Consider the following 16,789-nt stretch of genomic DNA (forward strand, 5'->3'; position numbering starts at 1 on the left):
GACGCTCCGGGTCCCGTCACCGAGGGGTGACGACCGTGCGGTCTCCGTCCGGCTCGTACGCCACGACCTGGACGACCGGCAGGCGGGCCGCGGCGCCGGCGCGCGGGCCCGGCACCACGAGCAGGGGAGACCCGCTCCGCCGGTCCGCCGCGTCCTCGTGGGAGCCCAGCTCACCGACCGACTTCAGCCGCGCGACGCCGGGCCCGGCCGCGGCCAGCAGATGCCAGCGCCGGGACGACCGCCACCACACCGCGGCGGCCGCCGTCTCGCCGGACGGGGTGTGGTCGCTGTTCGTCCCGCCCCGCTCGGACAGCGCCTGCCCGTCCTCGGAGATCAGGAGCGAGCGGCCCGGAGCGCCCCACGGCGTGGACGCGTCCACCGTCAGCAGGGTCGCCCGGCCGCCGCCGTCGGGCAGTTCGCCGCTCCAGAGCCGCCCCAGCCGCAGGTCGCCCGACTCGCTCAGCGTCGCCGCCCCCGAGCAGGCGACCGCGTTCAACGCCGCCCACCTGGACCGTTCCCCCTGCTCCGGCGGGTCGCGGAACCACACGCGCGGCGCCGCGGACCGTGGATCGTTCGAGGCGAGCTGGGTGACCGTCCACGACCCGGCCGTCATCTGGAACACCAGGTAGTTCTGGCAGCGCGGCGTGAACCAGTGCCACGGCAGCGGAGCGCTCAGCCCGTCCCGGACGGCCACCGGCCGCCAGTCCGGAGCCCGCCCGGACGGCACCGCCACCCGCACGTCCCGCAGCCATGGCGGCACGAGGTAGCGCCACGTCATGCCCACCATGACGAGCTGCCCCGCGTCCGTCCCGAGCTTGCGGACCGACTCCACGCCCCGCGACCTCCGCCGCTCGAAGTACTGCGCCACGCTGGGCGTGTCCCGAGGGCCGGGGGAGTCGCGCAGCACGACCAGGGACGCCCCGTCCACCGTCCCGGCGTACAGGACGGCGACGCGGCCGAGCGGCGGATCGCGGTGGTCGTCCCGCCAGGCGTCCGCGGCCCGCCGCAGCAGCCTCGCGTCGTGGAGGAGCCCGCCCTGGGAGGGCCACTCGTCGACGGTGGGCGCGCCGCTCGCCCGCCACGCATGGGGACCGACCACGGCGGGTGCGCCGCGCCCATCGTCCATCCGGATGGAAACGGCCCCGGCGACCGCCAGCAGCGCCACCGCGACCACGCCCGCCACGGCGGCACGTCTCGCGGACGGGACGGCGAGCGGCGGGCGCAGCCGCACGAGGTCGGGCTCGAACGCCTCGATCTCGGCCCGTTGCGCGGCCTCGTCCATGTCCGTCCGGCCGTCCACGGCGTCGATGATCCGGTCCACGTCCCCGAAGCCGACCGGGAGATGGACGCTCAGCTCCGCGACGACCTCGGGAGCGGTGAGACCGTCCCGGCGCAGCAGGTAGGCGAGCCGCTCATGCCGCGGGGATTCCAGCAAGGCCGCCCGGACGGGACCCGGCCCGATCCGCGCGGGCTCGAAGAGGAGGCCGTGCAGCCGGTGCCGCCCGGTCGGCGGGTCCGTGAGCAGGATCGCGACGAGCCGCGCCCGCATGGCCGGATAACCACCGCGCCGCACCCGCATGGCCCCGGCGACCGCCCGGCGAGCGCGCGAGAGCGGGTGGTCTCCGTCGTCCAGTGTCAGGTAGGCGAGCCGCAGAAGGCGACCGTAGTGCTCGCGTTCCATTCTTCGCACCGCCCCTCTCCTACCCGCATTGTGCGCCTCGGCCGAACGGAGACGCCTCGCACGGCGCGATCCGCTCGGGCGACCGTGACGGTTCAGCGGCGGAGCGCTCCGCGCAGGGTGATGCCGTGCCGCGTGCGCAGCCGCCGCAACTCCCACATCGCCACGGCGGTGACGGACAGCGGGGCTCCCAGGATGAAGGCCACCCGTACCCCGAACGGCACACCGGCGTAGGCGCCCTGGAACAGGTCGACGACGGCGACCTCCCAGACGAGCAGTGTCGCGAGCAGCGGTGGAACCGTCTCGTGGAGGTCCGCCGTCCGGAACACGTGCACGAGCGACTGCACGATGCCGTAGAGGCCGAAGGGGCCGAGCCACAGCAGGAAGGCGCCGATCGCGAACAGCAGGACCACCCGCCCCGGTGACGCCGTCCAGTTCGTGTCCTCGGTCACCCAGCCCCGCCCCGTGATCAGTCTCGGCGTGCCGAGCGTGACGAACAGCGCGAGCAGCGCCCCGGCGGGCTTGGCGGCGCGGCGCAGGAAGATGCGCCGGTTGGGCGGGCGGGCCGCCGCGATGAAGACCGCGACGGCGACGGGGAACGTCACCGCCAGCGTGATGAGGGTGGTACGGATCTGGCCGAAGCGATCGTCCATGACGGCGTCGGCGTCCGATGCCAGCCCATAGGAGAACAGCATCCACGTGACGGCGACCAGGCCGACGATCGTTCGCCAGACCTGCACCTTCTTCACCGCCGGGTCGTGCACACGGTCCGGCCGGGACGGCGTGAACACCGCGGTCCCCACGGCGAACGGATTGAAGAGACGTCCGAAGGTCAGCCGGCGCCTCTGAGCCGGCTGCCACGGACCCTGCGGCTGCCACGGGCCCTGCGGCTGCCACGGGCCCTGCGGCGGCGGTCCGGGCTGCCACCCCGGTCCCGGCGCCTGGCCTCCTCCGTACGGATTCACCGCGCCCCGCCTCCGCGTCCGCTCATCCCGCGTCCTTCCCGTCGCCGTCCCCAGGGGTCACGAGGAGAATACGCAAGATCTCAGTGAGTGAAAGCGCTTTATTTCGGCTGCGATCGCGCCGCGACCGTTCTCTCCCTCCACGACGAACGCGAGCCCGGACCTCCGCAGCCGCCGAAGCTCGCCGGCTGCCGAGCCGTTTCCGCAGGTAAGCCACGTTTTTCGGATTCCGGACTTAGTTTCTGTTATCCGTATGGAGCGGCCGGGTCTCCCAGGTGTCCGACAAATCCCTGGAAACCCGGAAGGCAGGCTGACGTGAGCGAGAGGAACAGCGCGGGGTCGAGGCGGAGTCCCCGAACGCGTCGCGGGAGCTACGGACGCGCGACGCGTCCGAGCGGGCGGTGGTGGGCCGCCGTCGGCGCGAGCGCGGGCGTGCTCGCCCTGACGGCGGGGGTCGCCTACGGCGTGACCGTCTCTTCCGACGCCCCGGCCGATTCCCGGCCGGTCGCCGACAACGCGGCACCTGCACCCGCCCCGTCCCCCGCCAAGACGAACGTGACGGCCGCAGAACCCAAGGCCGCCAAGACCGCGAAACGCTCGACCGTGGTGAAGAAGCCCGCGAAGCACACCACGAAGCGTCCGCCGAAGAAGAAGCGGCCGACCACACCGTCGCCCCGCTCCACGGCGCCCGGTAGCGGGGGAAGCGGCGGCGGCACGCTCGCCCAGCAGGTCGTCTCCCTGACCAACGCCGAGCGCGCCAAGAACGGCTGCGGTGCCCTGACGGTCGACTCCCGGCTCCAGGCCGCCGCGCAGGGCCACTCCGACGACATGGTCGCCCGCGACTTCTTCGACCACACCGACCCCAGCGGCAAGAACCCCGGTGACCGGATCACCGCCGCCGGTTACCGCTGGTCCACCTACGGCGAGAACATCGCGTACGGCCAGCGGACGCCCGCCGCCGTCATGTCCGCCTGGATGAACAGCTCCGGGCACCGCGCCAACATCCTGAACTGCCGGTTCAAGAACATCGGCGTGGGCGTGACGCTCAAGTCCGGGACGCCGTACTGGACGCAGAACTTCGGCACCCGCTGAGGTGCGCGGGCGCGCGCGCCGGGGCCGCCGCAGGTCGCCCCGGCGCGCACGCCTCACTGCCGAGAGGCGAAGTCCTGCGTCCACCAGGGGCCGCCGGAGCCGGACACGACGCCCACGCCGATCTCGGTGTAGGCGCAGTTCAGGATGTTGGCGCGGTGGTAGGAGCTGGTCATCCAGCTCGACACCGCCGAGGACGGCGTGGCTGCGCCCTGCTGGATGTTCTCCGCCCAGGCCCGCCACCGGTATCCGGCGGCGGTGATGCGGGCGCCCGGGTCCTGCCCGCCCGCGCCGTCGTGGGAGAGCACGCGCCGGGCGGCCATGTCGGCGGAGTGCCTCTGGGCCGCCCTGGTCAGCATCGGATTCTCGCGCAGCGGCCGGCAGCCGTGCCGGGCCCGCTGGAGGTTGGCGAGCCGGATGACCTGGCGTCCCGGGCCGAGGGGCGCCGCGGACGTCCTGCGGGGCACCGGCGAGCGGCGGGTCTTGGACGGAGTGGGCGACGGCCGTTCGGGGGAGGCCCGCGTCGCGCTCGGGGTGGCCACGGGCGTGCTCGGGGGAGCGGCGGACGGGCGCCGCCCGTGGTCGGGCATGGCCAGGAACCAGACGGCGACGGCGGCCGCCACGACCGCGGCCGTCCCGGCGATCACCGCGGTGCGGGCGCCGCGCGCCGCGTGCAGGGCGACGTCCGCGCCCGAGAGCTTGACGTTCGCCAGCTCCGCCGCCGACAGGTGGGCCGGGGGCGGGACGAGGACCATGCCCGCGAGCAGCACCTCGGCCGGGGCGAGCCTGTGCCGGTGCGCGCGGCAGGCGTCGCATCCGCGTGCGTGCCGCGCTATCCGCTTGCGCCACACCGGCGTGGGCCGTCCGTTCCATGAGGCCGTCAGCTCGGCGAGGCCCGGGCACGGCGGCGTCGCCGCGAGCGCGCGGACCACCGACCGCCCCGTCTCCAGCTGCTCCTTCATCCGGTTCACGCGCACGGCCGCGTGCCGCCGCTTCACGTCCAGGGCCGCGGCCAGCTCGGCGCGCGTCAGCTCGCCCGAAACCTCTGACCACCACAGCGAGAGCAGGTCGCGGTCGGCCGGGTCCAGCCACCGGGTGGCCTCGGCGATCTCCTTGCGCTGTCCGGACAGCCCGAGCCGGACGATGGTGATCTCGACGAAGTCGCCGCCGGGATCGGGGATCTCGTGCGCCGCGTCCAGGCCGACGGCGGGACGTCTCCGGTTCGCCGACCAGCGCCGCCGCACCTGGTTCATCGCGATCGCCACGAGCCAGGACCGGAACCGCGACGGGTCGCGCAGGCCGCCGAGGCCGTTCAGCATCCGCAGCATGGTGTCCTGGACGACGTCGTCCACGTCCGCGTGGCCGTCCAGCGCCCGGCCGACGACGTTGTACACCAGGGGCAGGCAGGTCGACACCAGCCGTTCCCTCGCCGCCGCGTCGCCCGCCTGCGCCGCCGCGACCAGCCGCTCCTCGCCGCCGTCCATCCGCATCCCTTCGCGCCACCGGACCGAACCGCTCGGCCACGTCAAAGAGACCCCGCCGCCCTCCCCCCGATTACAGGAAAAAGTAGGACATGCTCAAGCGGGCGGGTGAACGGTACGGCCCGGCGGCGTCCGGACTCAGCCCAATGACCGGACTCACACCAAGGAAGCGTCGCGTGACCTGGGATCCGCCGTGACGAGCGTGATGGACTCTCTGACGGTCTCCAGAGCCGCTGCGCGTTCCTGGTCGGTCATGTGGGCGGGGCCGTAGGTGACCACGGGATCGAGCACCTGGTAGCCGACGAACTCCAGCATTCCGCGGTGGATGTGGAACAGGAAGTCGTCCAACGAGCCGAAGGCGCCGCCAGGCTGGAACGACTCACCGGAACCGCCGGTCGTGAACAGCAGCATCGCTCGCCTGCCGGCGAGCGCCGCGTCGCGGAAGAGGCCGTACTCCCCTCCGAAGACCGCGCCCATGGCGAAGACCCGGTCCACCCACCCTTTGAGGACGGCGGGCAGCGAGAACCACCACATCGGGAACGACAGCACCAGCAGGTCGGCGGCCAGCAGGCGGTCGAGATGGGCCTGGACGGTGGCGTCGAGCGTCCCGTCCTTGACCGCGCGCATCTGCTCGGCCTGCGGCTTGAAGTGGCCTTCCACCGATGCGAAGTCGTCGCGGGCAAGGGTCGGAGCCCATGCGTCCGCGTACAGGTCGAGGACGTCGACGCGGTACCCGGCGTCGCGCAGGGCCTGAGCCGCGGTGGTCATCTGGGCGGTGGTGAACGAGCGGGGCTCGGGATGAGCGTGGACGATCAGGGCGATGGGAGCAGCGTCCGAGGTCGACATGAGAAAATCATATCGACATATCGCGATTCGTCAATCAGATGGTGACGGCGAGCGCCTCCGCCAGCCGTGCCAGCCGCTCCTCGTCCCGCCGGTAGTGGGTCCACTTGCCCACCCGGGTGGGACGCACGAGCCCGGCCCGTTCGAGCGTGCTCATATAGCTGGAGACGGTCGACTGGGCGAGCCCCGCCTTCGCCTGGATGTGCGTGACGCACACGCCGACCGCCCGGCGGTCCGCGATCGGCTCCCAGTCGCCGAAGTGCCTCTCGGGGTCTTTCAGCCACTGCATGATCTGCAGACGGGCAGGGTTGCCGAGGGCCTTGAACGCCTCGATCAGTTCCTCCGGCCCGAGCCCCGCCGCCGCGGCCATCAGCCCATCTCCTTCCAGTCGAACCGACAGACCACGATATCTCGATACCCGACTCACCCCGGTCGTGCCCGCGTCGGCCGGACGCCGTCCCTCGCAGAGGCCGGCCGTGCGGTCAGCTGAGGCGAGCGGCCTTGTCGAGCAGGTAGCGCCGCTCGACCTCGTTGTCGGTCAGGGCGGCCGCCTGGCGGTAGGAGGCGGCGGCGGAGGCGGTGTCGCCGGTCATCTGCTGAAGATGGGCGCGGACCGCGCGTTCGCGTTGCCGGGTGAGGGGATCCCGGTCCAGGTGGTGCCGGTGGTCGAGGTCGTCCAGAAGGGCCAGGCCCCGGGCCGGTCCGTACGCCTGGGCGACCGCCACCACGCGGCTGAGCCGGATCGGCGCGGTGGGGGCGAGGCGTTCGAGCCACAGGTACAGCATCGCGATCTGCGGCCAGTCGGTCTCCTCCGGCGACGCGGCCGCCGCGTGCACGGCGGCGATGGCCGCCTGAAGCCGGTACGGGCCCGCCGCGCCGCGGTTCCAGACGCCGTCGATCAGCTCGGTGCCCTCACGGATCAGGTCGGGGTCCCAGCGCGTGCGGTCCTGCTCGTCCAGCGGCACCAGTTCGTGGTCGGCGCCGGTGCGCGCGTGGCGCCGGGAGTCGGTGAGCAGCATCAACGCCAGCAGCCCCGTCGCCTCGGCGTCGTCGGGGAGCGAGGCGCGGAGCATGCGGGTCAGCCGGATCGCCTCCCGGGTCAGGTCGACGCGGGCGAGTTCACGGCCCGCCGTGGCCGTGTAGCCCTCGTTGAAGATCAGGTAGAGCACCTGCATCACGGCGGCCATCCGGGCGTCCCGGTCGGCGTCGGTCGGAGGAGTGAAGCGGGCGCCGGCGCGGGCCAATTGCTTCTTGGCGCGGCTGATCCGCGTCCCCATGGTGGCCTCGGTCGTGCCGTGGGCGTGCGCGATCTCGGCGGTCGTCAGGCCGCCGACCGCGCGCAGCGTGAGCGCGACCTGGGACGTGGTGCTCAGCGCGGGGTGGCAGCACAGCATCAGCAGGGTGAGGCTGTCATCGGTCTCCTGCGGGGGACCGGCCCGGCGGGCCGGCGCCTGCATGGCCCACTCGGTCATCCCGGCCTCGTGCTCGCGCCGGCGCCGGGCCTGCTCGGAGCGGAGCAGGTCGACCATCCGCCGGTAGCCGATCCTGATCAGCCGGCTCCGCGGGTCCTCCGGCACGCCGTGGGCGGACCAGTCCCTGCTCGCGGCCAGCAGCGCCTCCTGCACGGCGTCCTCGGCGATGTCGAAGCGGCCGAAGCGCCGCACCAGGGCGCCGAGCACCTGTGGCGCCTCCGTGCGCAGCAGATGCTCGACGTCGCCGTTCATTCCGTGAACTCCTCCCCCATGATCGGCCGGATCTCGATCGGCTCCCCGAGCGCCTCGACGATCCGCGAAGCGATCTCCACGGCGCGTTCCCGGCCGGCCACGTCGACCACGGCGAAGCTGGCCAGGACCTCCTTGAGCTCGGCGAACGGCCCGTCGGTGGCGACGACGCCGTCCGGTGCCCTGCGGACCGTGGTGCTGACCACCGGGTGACCGAGTCCCTCGCTGGTGACGAACTCGCCGGTCTCGATCAGCTCCTGCTCGAACCTCTGGTACTCGGCGAACGCGGCGAGCGCCTCCTCCGACGGCGTGTCGGCGGTCGCGGCGTCCCAGGCGACGGCGGGTGTATAGCTGAGCAGCAGGTACTTCATGATGATTTTTCCTCTGTTTCACCAGTGCGCGTGGTTCAACGTGCGCGAGGCGGGTTCCCGTTGTATAGCCACGTCAGCCGGGGTGTATGTCCCGGCGGCGCAGAACCAGCGCGACGACGGTCGTCCAGGTGAAGGCGACCAGGCCGTTCAGGGCGATCTGCAGGCTCATGCGATCCGGTGACATGGGCACCTCACCGGTGGCGAGCTGGCTGATCGGGTGTCGCGTGATGTCGAAGCCGTTCCGCAGGACCATCTGGGTGACGGCCGAGGCGAAGAACAGCGGCCCGGCGAGCGCGCCGGCGATCAGCGCGCGGGACGTCCGGCGGGCGGCCCGGGCCGAGGGGGCGGTGGCGGCGGTGGTGGCCATGGAATCTCCTCTTCGATGGGGTCTCGCCGCTACCTCGGGGCCGCGTCCCGGATCTCGACACCATCGCGGAGTGGCCTACGTCACACCACCGTCATGTCCGAAATCGTCCAGCCGCTCCGAGGTACCGGCGAACATCCACACAGAGGAGGACGCGATGTCCGAGGCCACCCCGAACGAGACCGAGCAGCCGAGCGCCGAAGTGCAGGCCCTCGACCGCCTGGTCGGCACCTGGAAGGTCACCGGCGGCGCGGAAGGGACCGTGCGCTACGAGTGGATGCCCGGCGGCTACTTCCTGCTCCAGCACGTCGACCTCACCCAGTTCGGCGAGCCCGCCACCGGCATAGAAGTGATCGGCAACCTCCGCCCGTTCGGCGAGCCCGCCGGCGAGGACGTGATGTCGCGGTACTACGACTCGTTCGGCAACACCTTCGACTACGTCTACGAGCTCACCGGCGACAAACTGACCATCTGGGGCGGCGCGAAAGGCAGCCCCGCCTACTTCGAAGGCACCTTCAGTCCTGACGGCTCGTCCCTCACCGGCGAGTGGGTCTACCCGGGTGGCGGCGGATACCAGTCCACGATGACCCGCATCTGACACCCCGCGGACGACACCAAGGAGCGCCGGGCCCCTCGACGGGCCCGGCGCTCCTTGCTCATCACCACCCGGCTGACCTCACAAAAGACGAATTGCCGCCCTCCTGATGAAGCTGCCGAATGAGGCCCAAAGCCTTTTCGCGCCCGGCCGCAGCCGAGCTTGCCAGGCGCGATGGGGGACGGACGGTCTCCGCTGCAAGGCCGCACAAGGCGGTAAGGCCAAGCGCCTAAAAAACCAGAGAAGGGATGTCTCGCATGAGTGAGATGCCCGACAGGCTCCGAGACGGCTTGCCGAAGCCGGTCGTACTGGAGACCAGTCGAAAGACCGCGGGCTGGGGTCGCTTCACCCCCGACCCGGAACCCGTACTGACGGTGAAGTCCGGTGCGTGCGTCACCATCAACACCGTCAGCTGGGCCGGGGCGACCGCCCCCGAGGGACCGGTCGCCTACTTCGAGGCACTGGGGGTGCCCGCCGGCCAGGTGTTGCCCGAGCTGCTGGAAATGGCGACGATGCCACGCCCGAACGGGGCCAGCGGCCACGTCCTCACCGGGCCGATCGGCATCGAGGGCGCCGAACCGGACGACGTGCTGGAGATCCGCGTTCTGGATGTCTCGCCGCGCGTTCCCTACGGCGTCAACGTCACCGGCCCGGGCTGCGGGGTGCTCGACGATCTGCTGGAGCGTCGATCCACCCGTCTGTTCCGGCTCGACCCCGATCAGCGCTTCTACCCCTTCGAGGGCGGGATCGAGATCCCCTTCGGGCCGTTCGCGGGGATCATGGCGGTCGCGCCGCCGGCCTCGGTCGGCATCGTTTCCGCCAATCCACCCGACAGGTGGGGCGGCAACATGGACTTTCGCGATCTCGTCGCGGGTTCGACGCTGTACCTCCCGGTCTTCCTGCCGGGCGGTATGTTCTACATCGGCGACACCCACGGCGCGCAAGGTCACGGCGAAGTCGACCAGACCGCCATCGAGCACTCGATGGCGGTGACCGTCCAGTTCATCGTGCACAAGTGCGGCGTCCTGAAGTACCCGCGCGCGGAGAACGACGATCACGTCTGGTGCATGGGGATCCACGCGGATCTCTACACGGCCATGAGGATCGCCAACCAGGAGGTCGTCGACTACCTCGTCACCGTCATGGCGATGAGTGGCGTCGAGGCCTACCGGCTCTCCAGCCTCCTGGTCGACTTCAAGGTCGCCGAGGCGGTGAACGGCAACAAGGTCGTCGTCGCCGAGGTCCACAAGGACCGGCTGCGCCCGCTGGGCAAGGCCGATGTTCCCGCTGTGGGTGGACCCCACTCGGCCGCCCGCCTTCCGTCACCTGACGGTGCCGCGGGCCGGCTCTGAGGCCTGAAGCGTCGCTGTGCGACAGCGACGACGGCACAACTGAGGTCCACTGAGCTGGAGCTTCGTGGATCTCGGGTAGTAGGGCGTCCCGGCGGAAGGTGGCATCGAGCCACCCGAAGCCGGGACGCTTCTCTCACGTCCGGTCTTGGCAGCGGGCATCGACCACCGCCTGCCGCCCGTGCCGGATGAGCCGGCACGAGCAGCAGCGGTGACGGGGCGCGTCAGGCGACGGCGGTTCCTTCCAGTTCGACCATCAAGGTGGGGATGGCCAGGCGTGTCACTCCCAGCATGGTGGTGCTGGTCGCCACCCCGGCGGCGCCCAGCCGCGCCGCCAGGACGCCGTAGTGCTGGAAAAGCAGGTCGACGTCGGTGGTGTAGACGTTGAGGCGGACGAGGTTCACCAGGGACATCCCGGCCTCGCCGAGCACGGCCTCCAGGTTGTCGATGCTCAGTGCCAGCTGCGCCGCCATGTCGCCGGCGTGCTGGGGCTCGCCGTCCGCGCTCATCGCGGTCTGTCCTGAGCAGTACAGGGTCCGGGTGTGCCCGGAGGCGACCTCGCCCTGGTCGTAGCCGAGGTCCACCGACCACGTCCACGGGTTGATCGTCGTTCGCTCCATTGCCTTATCAGCTCCAGTCGATTCGTCGGCAGTGCGGACGTCGCCGGCGCAGTGGCCGCTCTCTGACGTCGTGGTGAGAGCCTCCCAACGAATCACGACATCTCCTGTCGTGTATTTCGGTAGGTTCCTGGTATGCGTGCCGACCGGTTGGTCTCGCTGGTGTTGCTGCTGCGCCGGCACGGCCGGCTGTCCGCGACCGCGCTGGCCCGCGAGCTGGAAGTGTCCACCCGGACCGTGCTGCGCGACATCGAGGCGCTGTCCGCGGCCGGGGTCCCGGTCTACGCCGAACGCGGCCGGCACGGCGGTTTCGCGTTGCTGCCCGGTTTCCGGACCGAGCTCACCGGGCTGAACCACGACGAGGCGCTCGCCCTCCTGGTCGCCGGATCGCGGCGCGGGGCACAGGTGTTCGGTCTCGGCTCTGCTCTCGCCTCGGCCATGCTCAAGGTGGTCGACGCGCTGCCCGCGAGCTATCGCGACACCGCGGCCGACGCGGCCCGGCGACTGCTCATCGATCCGGAGGCCGACCTTCTCGCGCGCAGGCAGGTCGCCGAGGAAGTGCCCGACGCGGTAGTGGCCGAGGTCCGGCGCGCGGTGTTCGCCGGACACAAGCTGCGCATCCACTACGCGGCCGTGGACCAGGCCCCCCGGTGGCGGACGGTGGACCCGATCGGCCTGGTCACCGTCCGGGGCCAGGGCTACCTGCTGGCCACGAGGTCCGGCGCGGATCGCACGTACCGGCTGTCACGGGTCCTGGCCGCCGAGGAACTCGACGAACCCGCACAGCGGACGGAGCGGGTCGACCTGGACCGGGCCTGGCAAGAGCGCAGCACGCGGTTCCGGACCGGCGGCGACCAGGTCGCCGTTCTCGCGCGGGTGCACCCGGCGCGGCGGGAGGAACTGGTGGGCACCGCGCTGGCCGTCCTCGCCGAGGAAGACGACACGGACGGGTGGCTGCGGTTGGAGGTGACCTTCCAAGATTCGAGACACGCCGTGTGGGCGCTGTGGCAGCTCGCCACCGGCGCGGAAGTCCTCGCCCCGCAGTGGTTGCGCACCTCGCTGCGCGACCGCGCAGCCACGATCGCCGCCCGCTACGAAGACCCGCACTGATGGACGAGTAACGCCACGGGAACCTTCGTCCTCAGTGCGGGCGCGAGCTCGCGCAGCGGCGGTTCATCACTCGGTCACGGTGGGCATCGCGGCGAAGAACGGCCGCACCTCAAGCCACTCCTGGACCGGTCTCCCGCCCGCGCCGGGCGCCGCGGACAGTTCGGCGGCCAGTTCGAGTGCGTGCTCGTAGGTGTCCACGTCGATCACCATCCAGCCGGCGATCAGGTCCTTGGTCTCCGCGAACGGACCGTCGGTGACCGGCGGGCGGCCCTCGCCGTCGAAGCGGACGAACGTGCCCTGCGGGGAGATCGCCTGACTGTCGACGTACTCGCCGGTGGCCTCCAGCCGCGCGGCGAAGTCCTCCATGTACCGGCAATGGGCCGTGAGCTCCTCCGGGGTCCACTGGTCCATCTGCACGTCGTTGACCGACGCGGGCGCGCCCCGGTAGTGCTTGAGCAGCAGGTACTTGGCCATCGCTCTCTCCTTCGGGTGGTGGTCTCCGTTTCCGCCGCGTTGATCTCAGGCGCTCTGGCGTTCCTGCTTCTGCCGGACCAGTTCCTCGACCGCGGTGGGCAGCGTGGTCTCGAAGTCGATGAGCTTCACCCAGGTCGGGGTGACGACGACACGGAACATGCCGTCGTAGAGCGAGCGGACTTGGGCCTCCCACTCGACGCGCTGCTCGGCGGTCATCTCGTAGCTGCCGTTCATCTGGAGGTACTCGTCCGGGATGCCCTGGACGAGGTCCAGTTCGGCCCTGCCGCGGATGAGGAGGATCTTCGGCGGATGCACCTCGGTGTCGATCGTGAGGGCGACCATCGGGTTCTGGCGCAGGTGCGCCAGCTTCGGGGCGTTCGTCGAGGTGCACATGACGATCTCCGAGCCGTTCCACACGAACGCGATCGGCACGTTGCGGGGCGTGCCGTCCTTGGCGACGTAGGCCAGGCGGGTCAGATCGCGGGCCAGAAGCTCCTGGCTGAACGGCCGGTCGAGGATCTCGTTGATCTCGTGCTGCTCCATGGTCGTCGCTCCTGTCTCGATGCCGTCGAGCGGGCCGTTCTCGGCCGCTCGTGCCCCTGGGACGGAGCCGGCCCCGCGTTCTCGACATCAGCGGCGACCAAATCTCGGCTCATTGGCGTCGCGTGAGCCGGGCGGACACCCGCGACCGGCCACGAGCGGGACGCTGGACGGTGGTGGTCGCTTGTGCGGGTCTGATGCCGAGGGCGGTGGCGGCGCTGAGGGCCGCGGCGAGGGCGATGAGCCACCAGCCGTGCTGGAAGGCCGTTCGCACGTGATGGGACGAGCCGTCGAGGGAGCCGAGGACGGCGATCAGGACGGCGACGCCGAGGACGTAGCCGAGTTGCCGGCAGGTGTTCACCACGGCGCTGCCGGTGGCGGCCTGGGTTCTCGGCAGATCGCTCGTCGCGGCACCGATCATGCCGGGCAGGGCCAGGCCGATGCCGATGCCGATGATGATCCATCCCGGCAGGATCTGCGTCATGTAGCGCGGGTCGGTGGAGGCGCCGACGGCGAGCATCACCGTACCGGCGCAGAACAGCAGATTTCCCAGGGCCACCAGGAGGCCGACCGGCACACGCCTCGCCATGCGCTGGCCGACGGCGGCGAAGATCGGCACCATCAGCGGACCCGGAGCGATGGCGAGTCCGGTGCGGATCTCGGAGAACCCGGCTGCGGTCTCCAGCCACAGCACGACGCTGAAGAAGAGCGCGCCGAACGCGGTGCAGAACACCAGCACGGTGATGTTGGCCCACACGAAGGTCCGCACCCGGAACAGCGCCGGGTCGATGACCGGATCGGGACGCCGCGAGATCCGGGCGGCGATGACGGCGACGCCGAGGATCGCGACGCCGAAGGCGGTCAGGGTCCTGGCGCCCGTCCAGTCCCATGCGTCGCCCTTCACCAGGCCGAGCGCGGCCGCACCGATCGCGACGGCGAGGACGGTCGCGCCGGTGAGGTCGGGCGTCCGGACGACGGATTCGTCGCGGCTGTCCGGGACCAGGCGATGCGCGGCGGCGAAGGCCAGCAGCCCGACGGGCAGGTTGATCAGGAAGATCCAGTGCCAGGAGACCTGGACCAGAAGGCCGCCGGCGACGGGGCCGAGGGCGCCGGCGAGGGAACTGGTGGTCGCCCAGACCTTCACCGCGCCCGCGCGCCTTTCGGGAGGCAGCGCGGTGAGCATGAGGCCGAGACTGGCCGGGGTGAGCGCGGCGGCGCCGGCCGCCTGCAGAACGCGGAACGCCACGAGCCACCACAGTGAGGGAGCGGCCGCGCACGCGGCACTGGCCAGGGTGAACACGGCCAGGCCGACCAGGAATCCCCTCTTGCGGCTGTGCCGGTCGGCGAGACGTCCGGCCGGGATCAGCAGCGCGGCGTAAACGATGGCGTACCCGTTGAGAACCCAGCTGAGGTCCGGCAACGACGAACCCGGGAAACTCCGTCCGATGGCGGTGAACGCGACGTTGACCACGAAAACGTCGAGCATGGCCATGAACGCCGCCGCGCAGAGCACGACGACGATGGCGGTCGGGCGCTCACGCTGCGCCGGCGATGTCCGGGCTGTCAGTGCTTCGGGGGGCATGGGGCTTCCAATCCGGGTGGGTGCTCTGGGGCTGCTGGTCCAGCCTGTGCAGCGGCATGCTGACTGACCCTCGGTATAGCCAGCACGAGCTGACTATAACCGGATCAAGTCACCACGGATAGCATGGGGGCCATGTCTGCTGTCATGGAGGGCGCGCTCGCCGACCTCGGATCCTGGAAGCCGGTCCACTGCTCGCTGGTCAAGGCCCTGGAGGTCGTGGGAACCCGGTCGGCGCTGCTGATACTGCGCGAGTGCTACTACGGCACCACCCGCTTCGGCGGCTTCGCGCAGCGCGTCGGCATCACCGAACGGGCGGCCGCCAAGCAACTGCGCCAGCTCACCGAGGCCGGTCTTCTCGCCAAGCGCCCCTACCGCGACGAGGGCGACCGCACCCGCGAGGAGTATGTGCTGACCGAGATGGGCCGCGACCTACTGCCGGCCATCCTCGGCCTCATCCAGTGGGGCGACAAGTACCTCCACAACGGCCGTCCGCCGGTTCTGCACGTCGAACACGACACCGGTGCCGCCGTCCGGGTGGAGGTGCGGAGCGAAGCAGGAAACCCCGTCACGCTGGAGGACATCGGCGTCCGTCGCAACCCTCGATGACGGCCACCGCCACCATCGTGGCGGTTGACCCTGACGTAGCGTGAGGGCTCACGCTGGAGCGCATGAGCGATTTCTTCAATGCCTTCGAGATGAGTCCTGTGCCCGCGCCGGGCCCGGATGCGGTCGCACCGGATCCGTTCCGCGGGATCTACGGGATGCCCATGTTCGTGACGATCCCAACGGACGATCTGGAAGCATCGACCGATTTCTGGGTGCGGGGTCTCGGCTTCATCGAACTGTTCGGCATTCCCGGCCAGGTGGTGCATCTGCGCCGGTGGGCGTTCCAGGACGTTCTGCTTGTGCCGGCGACCGCGGACACCGCGACGCCCAGCGCGTCAGGGATGCGGGTGAGCTTCTCGGTCGTCCTCGGTCAGCTCGATCCTCTCGCCGCGGCCTGCCGCGTGCTTCGGCCGGGGAACGTGACGGACCCTCGTGACACCCCGTGGAACACCCGTGATGTCGAGGTGATCACCCCGGAGGGCGTGCGCGTGGTGCTGACCGCGGCGAGGCCGTTCGATCCCGAGAGCGCTGAGGGGAAGTACCTCGCATCGGTCGGGATCGTCGCCCCGGACACGGCGGCGGATGACGACAATGGCGTTCATGGGTGACCACGCGATCGATGGCGGCGCGACGGTCGGCGCTGCCGCCGACCTCGTCGGCGTGACCGTTCGCACCCTCCATCACTGGGATGAGATCGGGTTGGCGCCGCCGTCCGGTCGCACGTCGGCGGGGTATCGCCTCTACACCGCATCGGATCTCGATCGCCTGCACAGGGTGGTGGCGTATCGGGAGACCGGCCTCGGGCTGGACGCGATCCGGTCGGTGCTCGATGACGCGACCACGGAGATCGGTGCCAGGCTGCGCGAGCAGCGCTCCCGGCTCGCCGAGCGCATTCGTGGCCTCCAGCAGCTCGACGAGCGGCTGGAGCGGATGACCGATGCCCACGAGCGCGGCATTCTTCTCGGCGACGAGGAGCAGACGGAGATCTTCGGAGAGGACTGGGACCCGCGCCGGTCGGAAACGGCCCGATCCGTCTGGGGTGGTTCCGTGCAGTGGGCGCAGTTCGCCGAGCGTTCCGCGTCCCGCACGCGCGCCCAATGGCAGACGCTCGCCGCCGCGATGGGCGCGCTCCAACACGACCTGGCCGACGCGATGGGGCGCGGGACCGCTCCTGGCAGCCCGGATGCGGACGCGCTCGTCGAGCGGCACCGCGAACTGTTCTCCACCTTCTTTCCGCTGACCCGGCAGATGCAGGTGTGCTTGGGGCGCATGTTCGAGACCGACGCCGGCTTCGCATCGCACTACGACGGGATCAGTGAGGGCCTCGCCACCTGGTTCCGTCAGATCATCGACGAGTCCGCCCGCGGTCACGGCATCGACCCCGAGACCGCGACCTGGCAGTAGCCC

General features: G+C 71.1%; 19 protein-coding genes. 7 read left to right on the top strand and 12 right to left on the bottom strand.

Features of this window, described 5'->3' with window-relative positions:
* Positions 1 to 16: 16 nt before the first annotated feature.
* Positions 17 to 1,690 carry a hypothetical protein gene (locus BJ999_RS03240; RefSeq protein ID WP_179831877.1) on the bottom strand — a complete coding sequence of 558 codons (1,674 nt, stop codon included), beginning with the start codon at positions 1,688 to 1,690 and terminating at the stop codon, positions 17 to 19.
* 83 nt (positions 1,691 to 1,773) lie between these two features.
* Entirely contained in the window at positions 1,774 to 2,481 is a 708-nt protein-coding gene (locus BJ999_RS03245; RefSeq protein ID WP_179831878.1) for a hypothetical protein, read from the bottom strand.
* Between the two features lie 474 nt (positions 2,482 to 2,955).
* On the opposite strand from BJ999_RS03245, the gene BJ999_RS43395 reads away from it, so the two are divergent.
* Positions 2,956 to 3,732, top strand: coding sequence for a CAP domain-containing protein (locus tag BJ999_RS43395; RefSeq protein ID WP_338070759.1), 777 nt, complete (start codon positions 2,956 to 2,958; stop codon positions 3,730 to 3,732).
* Positions 3,733 to 3,785: 53 nt separating this feature from the next.
* Here BJ999_RS43395 and BJ999_RS03255 read toward each other — a convergent pair whose 3' ends face one another.
* The 6 genes from BJ999_RS03255 to BJ999_RS03280 form a co-directional block, all read right to left on the bottom strand.
* Positions 3,786 to 5,213: a sigma-70 family RNA polymerase sigma factor gene (locus BJ999_RS03255; RefSeq protein ID WP_179831880.1), complete on the bottom strand. Its 1,428-nt coding sequence runs from the start codon at positions 5,211 to 5,213 to the stop codon at positions 3,786 to 3,788.
* A gap of 153 nt (positions 5,214 to 5,366) precedes the next feature.
* Positions 5,367 to 6,056: an NAD(P)H-dependent oxidoreductase gene (locus tag BJ999_RS03260; RefSeq protein WP_179831881.1), complete on the bottom strand. Its 690-nt coding sequence runs from the start codon at positions 6,054 to 6,056 to the stop codon at positions 5,367 to 5,369.
* Between the two features lie 34 nt (positions 6,057 to 6,090).
* Entirely contained in the window at positions 6,091 to 6,423 is a 333-nt protein-coding gene (locus BJ999_RS03265; RefSeq protein WP_179831882.1) for an ArsR/SmtB family transcription factor, read from the bottom strand.
* 112 nt (positions 6,424 to 6,535) lie between these two features.
* Complete coding sequence (locus tag BJ999_RS03270) at positions 6,536 to 7,777, bottom strand: RNA polymerase sigma factor (protein WP_179831883.1); 1,242 nt, start codon at positions 7,775 to 7,777, stop codon at positions 6,536 to 6,538.
* Positions 7,774 to 8,145, bottom strand: coding sequence for a YciI family protein (locus BJ999_RS03275; protein ID WP_179831884.1), 372 nt, complete (start codon positions 8,143 to 8,145; stop codon positions 7,774 to 7,776). Before BJ999_RS03275 ends, BJ999_RS03270 begins: the two co-directional genes overlap by 4 nt.
* Positions 8,146 to 8,218: 73 nt before the next feature.
* Positions 8,219 to 8,512 carry a DUF998 domain-containing protein gene (locus BJ999_RS03280; protein WP_179831885.1) on the bottom strand — a complete coding sequence of 98 codons (294 nt, stop codon included), beginning with the start codon at positions 8,510 to 8,512 and terminating at the stop codon, positions 8,219 to 8,221.
* A gap of 154 nt (positions 8,513 to 8,666) precedes the next feature.
* On the opposite strand from BJ999_RS03280, the gene BJ999_RS03285 reads away from it, so the two are divergent.
* Both BJ999_RS03285 and BJ999_RS03290 read left to right on the top strand, forming a co-directional pair.
* Positions 8,667 to 9,107: a hypothetical protein gene (locus BJ999_RS03285; RefSeq protein WP_179831886.1), complete on the top strand. Its 441-nt coding sequence runs from the start codon at positions 8,667 to 8,669 to the stop codon at positions 9,105 to 9,107.
* A gap of 464 nt (positions 9,108 to 9,571) precedes the next feature.
* The gene (locus BJ999_RS03290; protein WP_189269920.1) at positions 9,572 to 10,456 is read left to right on the top strand and encodes an acetamidase/formamidase family protein; all 885 of its coding nucleotides are present in this window, start codon (positions 9,572 to 9,574) and stop codon (positions 10,454 to 10,456) included.
* Positions 10,457 to 10,677: 221 nt separating this feature from the next.
* Here BJ999_RS03290 and BJ999_RS03295 read toward each other — a convergent pair whose 3' ends face one another.
* Complete coding sequence (locus BJ999_RS03295; protein ID WP_179831888.1) at positions 10,678 to 11,073, bottom strand: RidA family protein; 396 nt, start codon at positions 11,071 to 11,073, stop codon at positions 10,678 to 10,680.
* 132 nt (positions 11,074 to 11,205) lie between these two features.
* Between BJ999_RS03295 and BJ999_RS03300 the strand changes: the two genes are divergently transcribed.
* Positions 11,206 to 12,180 carry a helix-turn-helix transcriptional regulator gene (locus BJ999_RS03300; protein WP_179831889.1) on the top strand — a complete coding sequence of 325 codons (975 nt, stop codon included), beginning with the start codon at positions 11,206 to 11,208 and terminating at the stop codon, positions 12,178 to 12,180.
* 66 nt (positions 12,181 to 12,246) lie between these two features.
* On the opposite strand, the gene BJ999_RS03305 is transcribed toward BJ999_RS03300, so the two are convergent.
* The 3 genes from BJ999_RS03305 to BJ999_RS03315 form a co-directional block, all read right to left on the bottom strand.
* Entirely contained in the window at positions 12,247 to 12,654 is a 408-nt protein-coding gene (locus BJ999_RS03305) for a YciI family protein (protein WP_179831890.1), read from the bottom strand.
* A gap of 45 nt (positions 12,655 to 12,699) precedes the next feature.
* Positions 12,700 to 13,197 carry a pyridoxamine 5'-phosphate oxidase family protein gene (locus BJ999_RS03310; protein WP_179831891.1) on the bottom strand — a complete coding sequence of 166 codons (498 nt, stop codon included), beginning with the start codon at positions 13,195 to 13,197 and terminating at the stop codon, positions 12,700 to 12,702.
* A gap of 109 nt (positions 13,198 to 13,306) precedes the next feature.
* Positions 13,307 to 14,776 (bottom strand): MFS transporter, encoded by a 1,470-nt coding sequence (locus BJ999_RS03315; RefSeq protein WP_179831892.1) that lies wholly within the window; start codon positions 14,774 to 14,776, stop codon positions 13,307 to 13,309.
* 132 nt (positions 14,777 to 14,908) lie between these two features.
* Between BJ999_RS03315 and BJ999_RS03320 the strand changes: the two genes are divergently transcribed.
* The 3 genes from BJ999_RS03320 to BJ999_RS03330 all read left to right on the top strand — a co-directional run bounded on the left by BJ999_RS03320 (position 14,909) and on the right by BJ999_RS03330 (position 16,786).
* Complete coding sequence (locus BJ999_RS03320) at positions 14,909 to 15,382, top strand: winged helix-turn-helix transcriptional regulator (RefSeq protein ID WP_179831893.1); 474 nt, start codon at positions 14,909 to 14,911, stop codon at positions 15,380 to 15,382.
* Between the two features lie 62 nt (positions 15,383 to 15,444).
* Positions 15,445 to 15,990, top strand: coding sequence for a VOC family protein (locus BJ999_RS03325; RefSeq protein WP_179831894.1), 546 nt, complete (start codon positions 15,445 to 15,447; stop codon positions 15,988 to 15,990).
* Positions 15,983 to 16,786, top strand: coding sequence for a MerR family transcriptional regulator (locus BJ999_RS03330; RefSeq protein ID WP_229810200.1), 804 nt, complete (start codon positions 15,983 to 15,985; stop codon positions 16,784 to 16,786). Before BJ999_RS03325 ends, BJ999_RS03330 begins: the two co-directional genes overlap by 8 nt.
* Positions 16,787 to 16,789 lie beyond the last annotated feature (3 nt).

The organism is Actinomadura citrea (assembly GCF_013409045.1).
GTDB classification, from domain to species: Bacteria; Actinomycetota; Actinomycetes; order Streptosporangiales; family Streptosporangiaceae; genus Spirillospora; species Spirillospora citrea.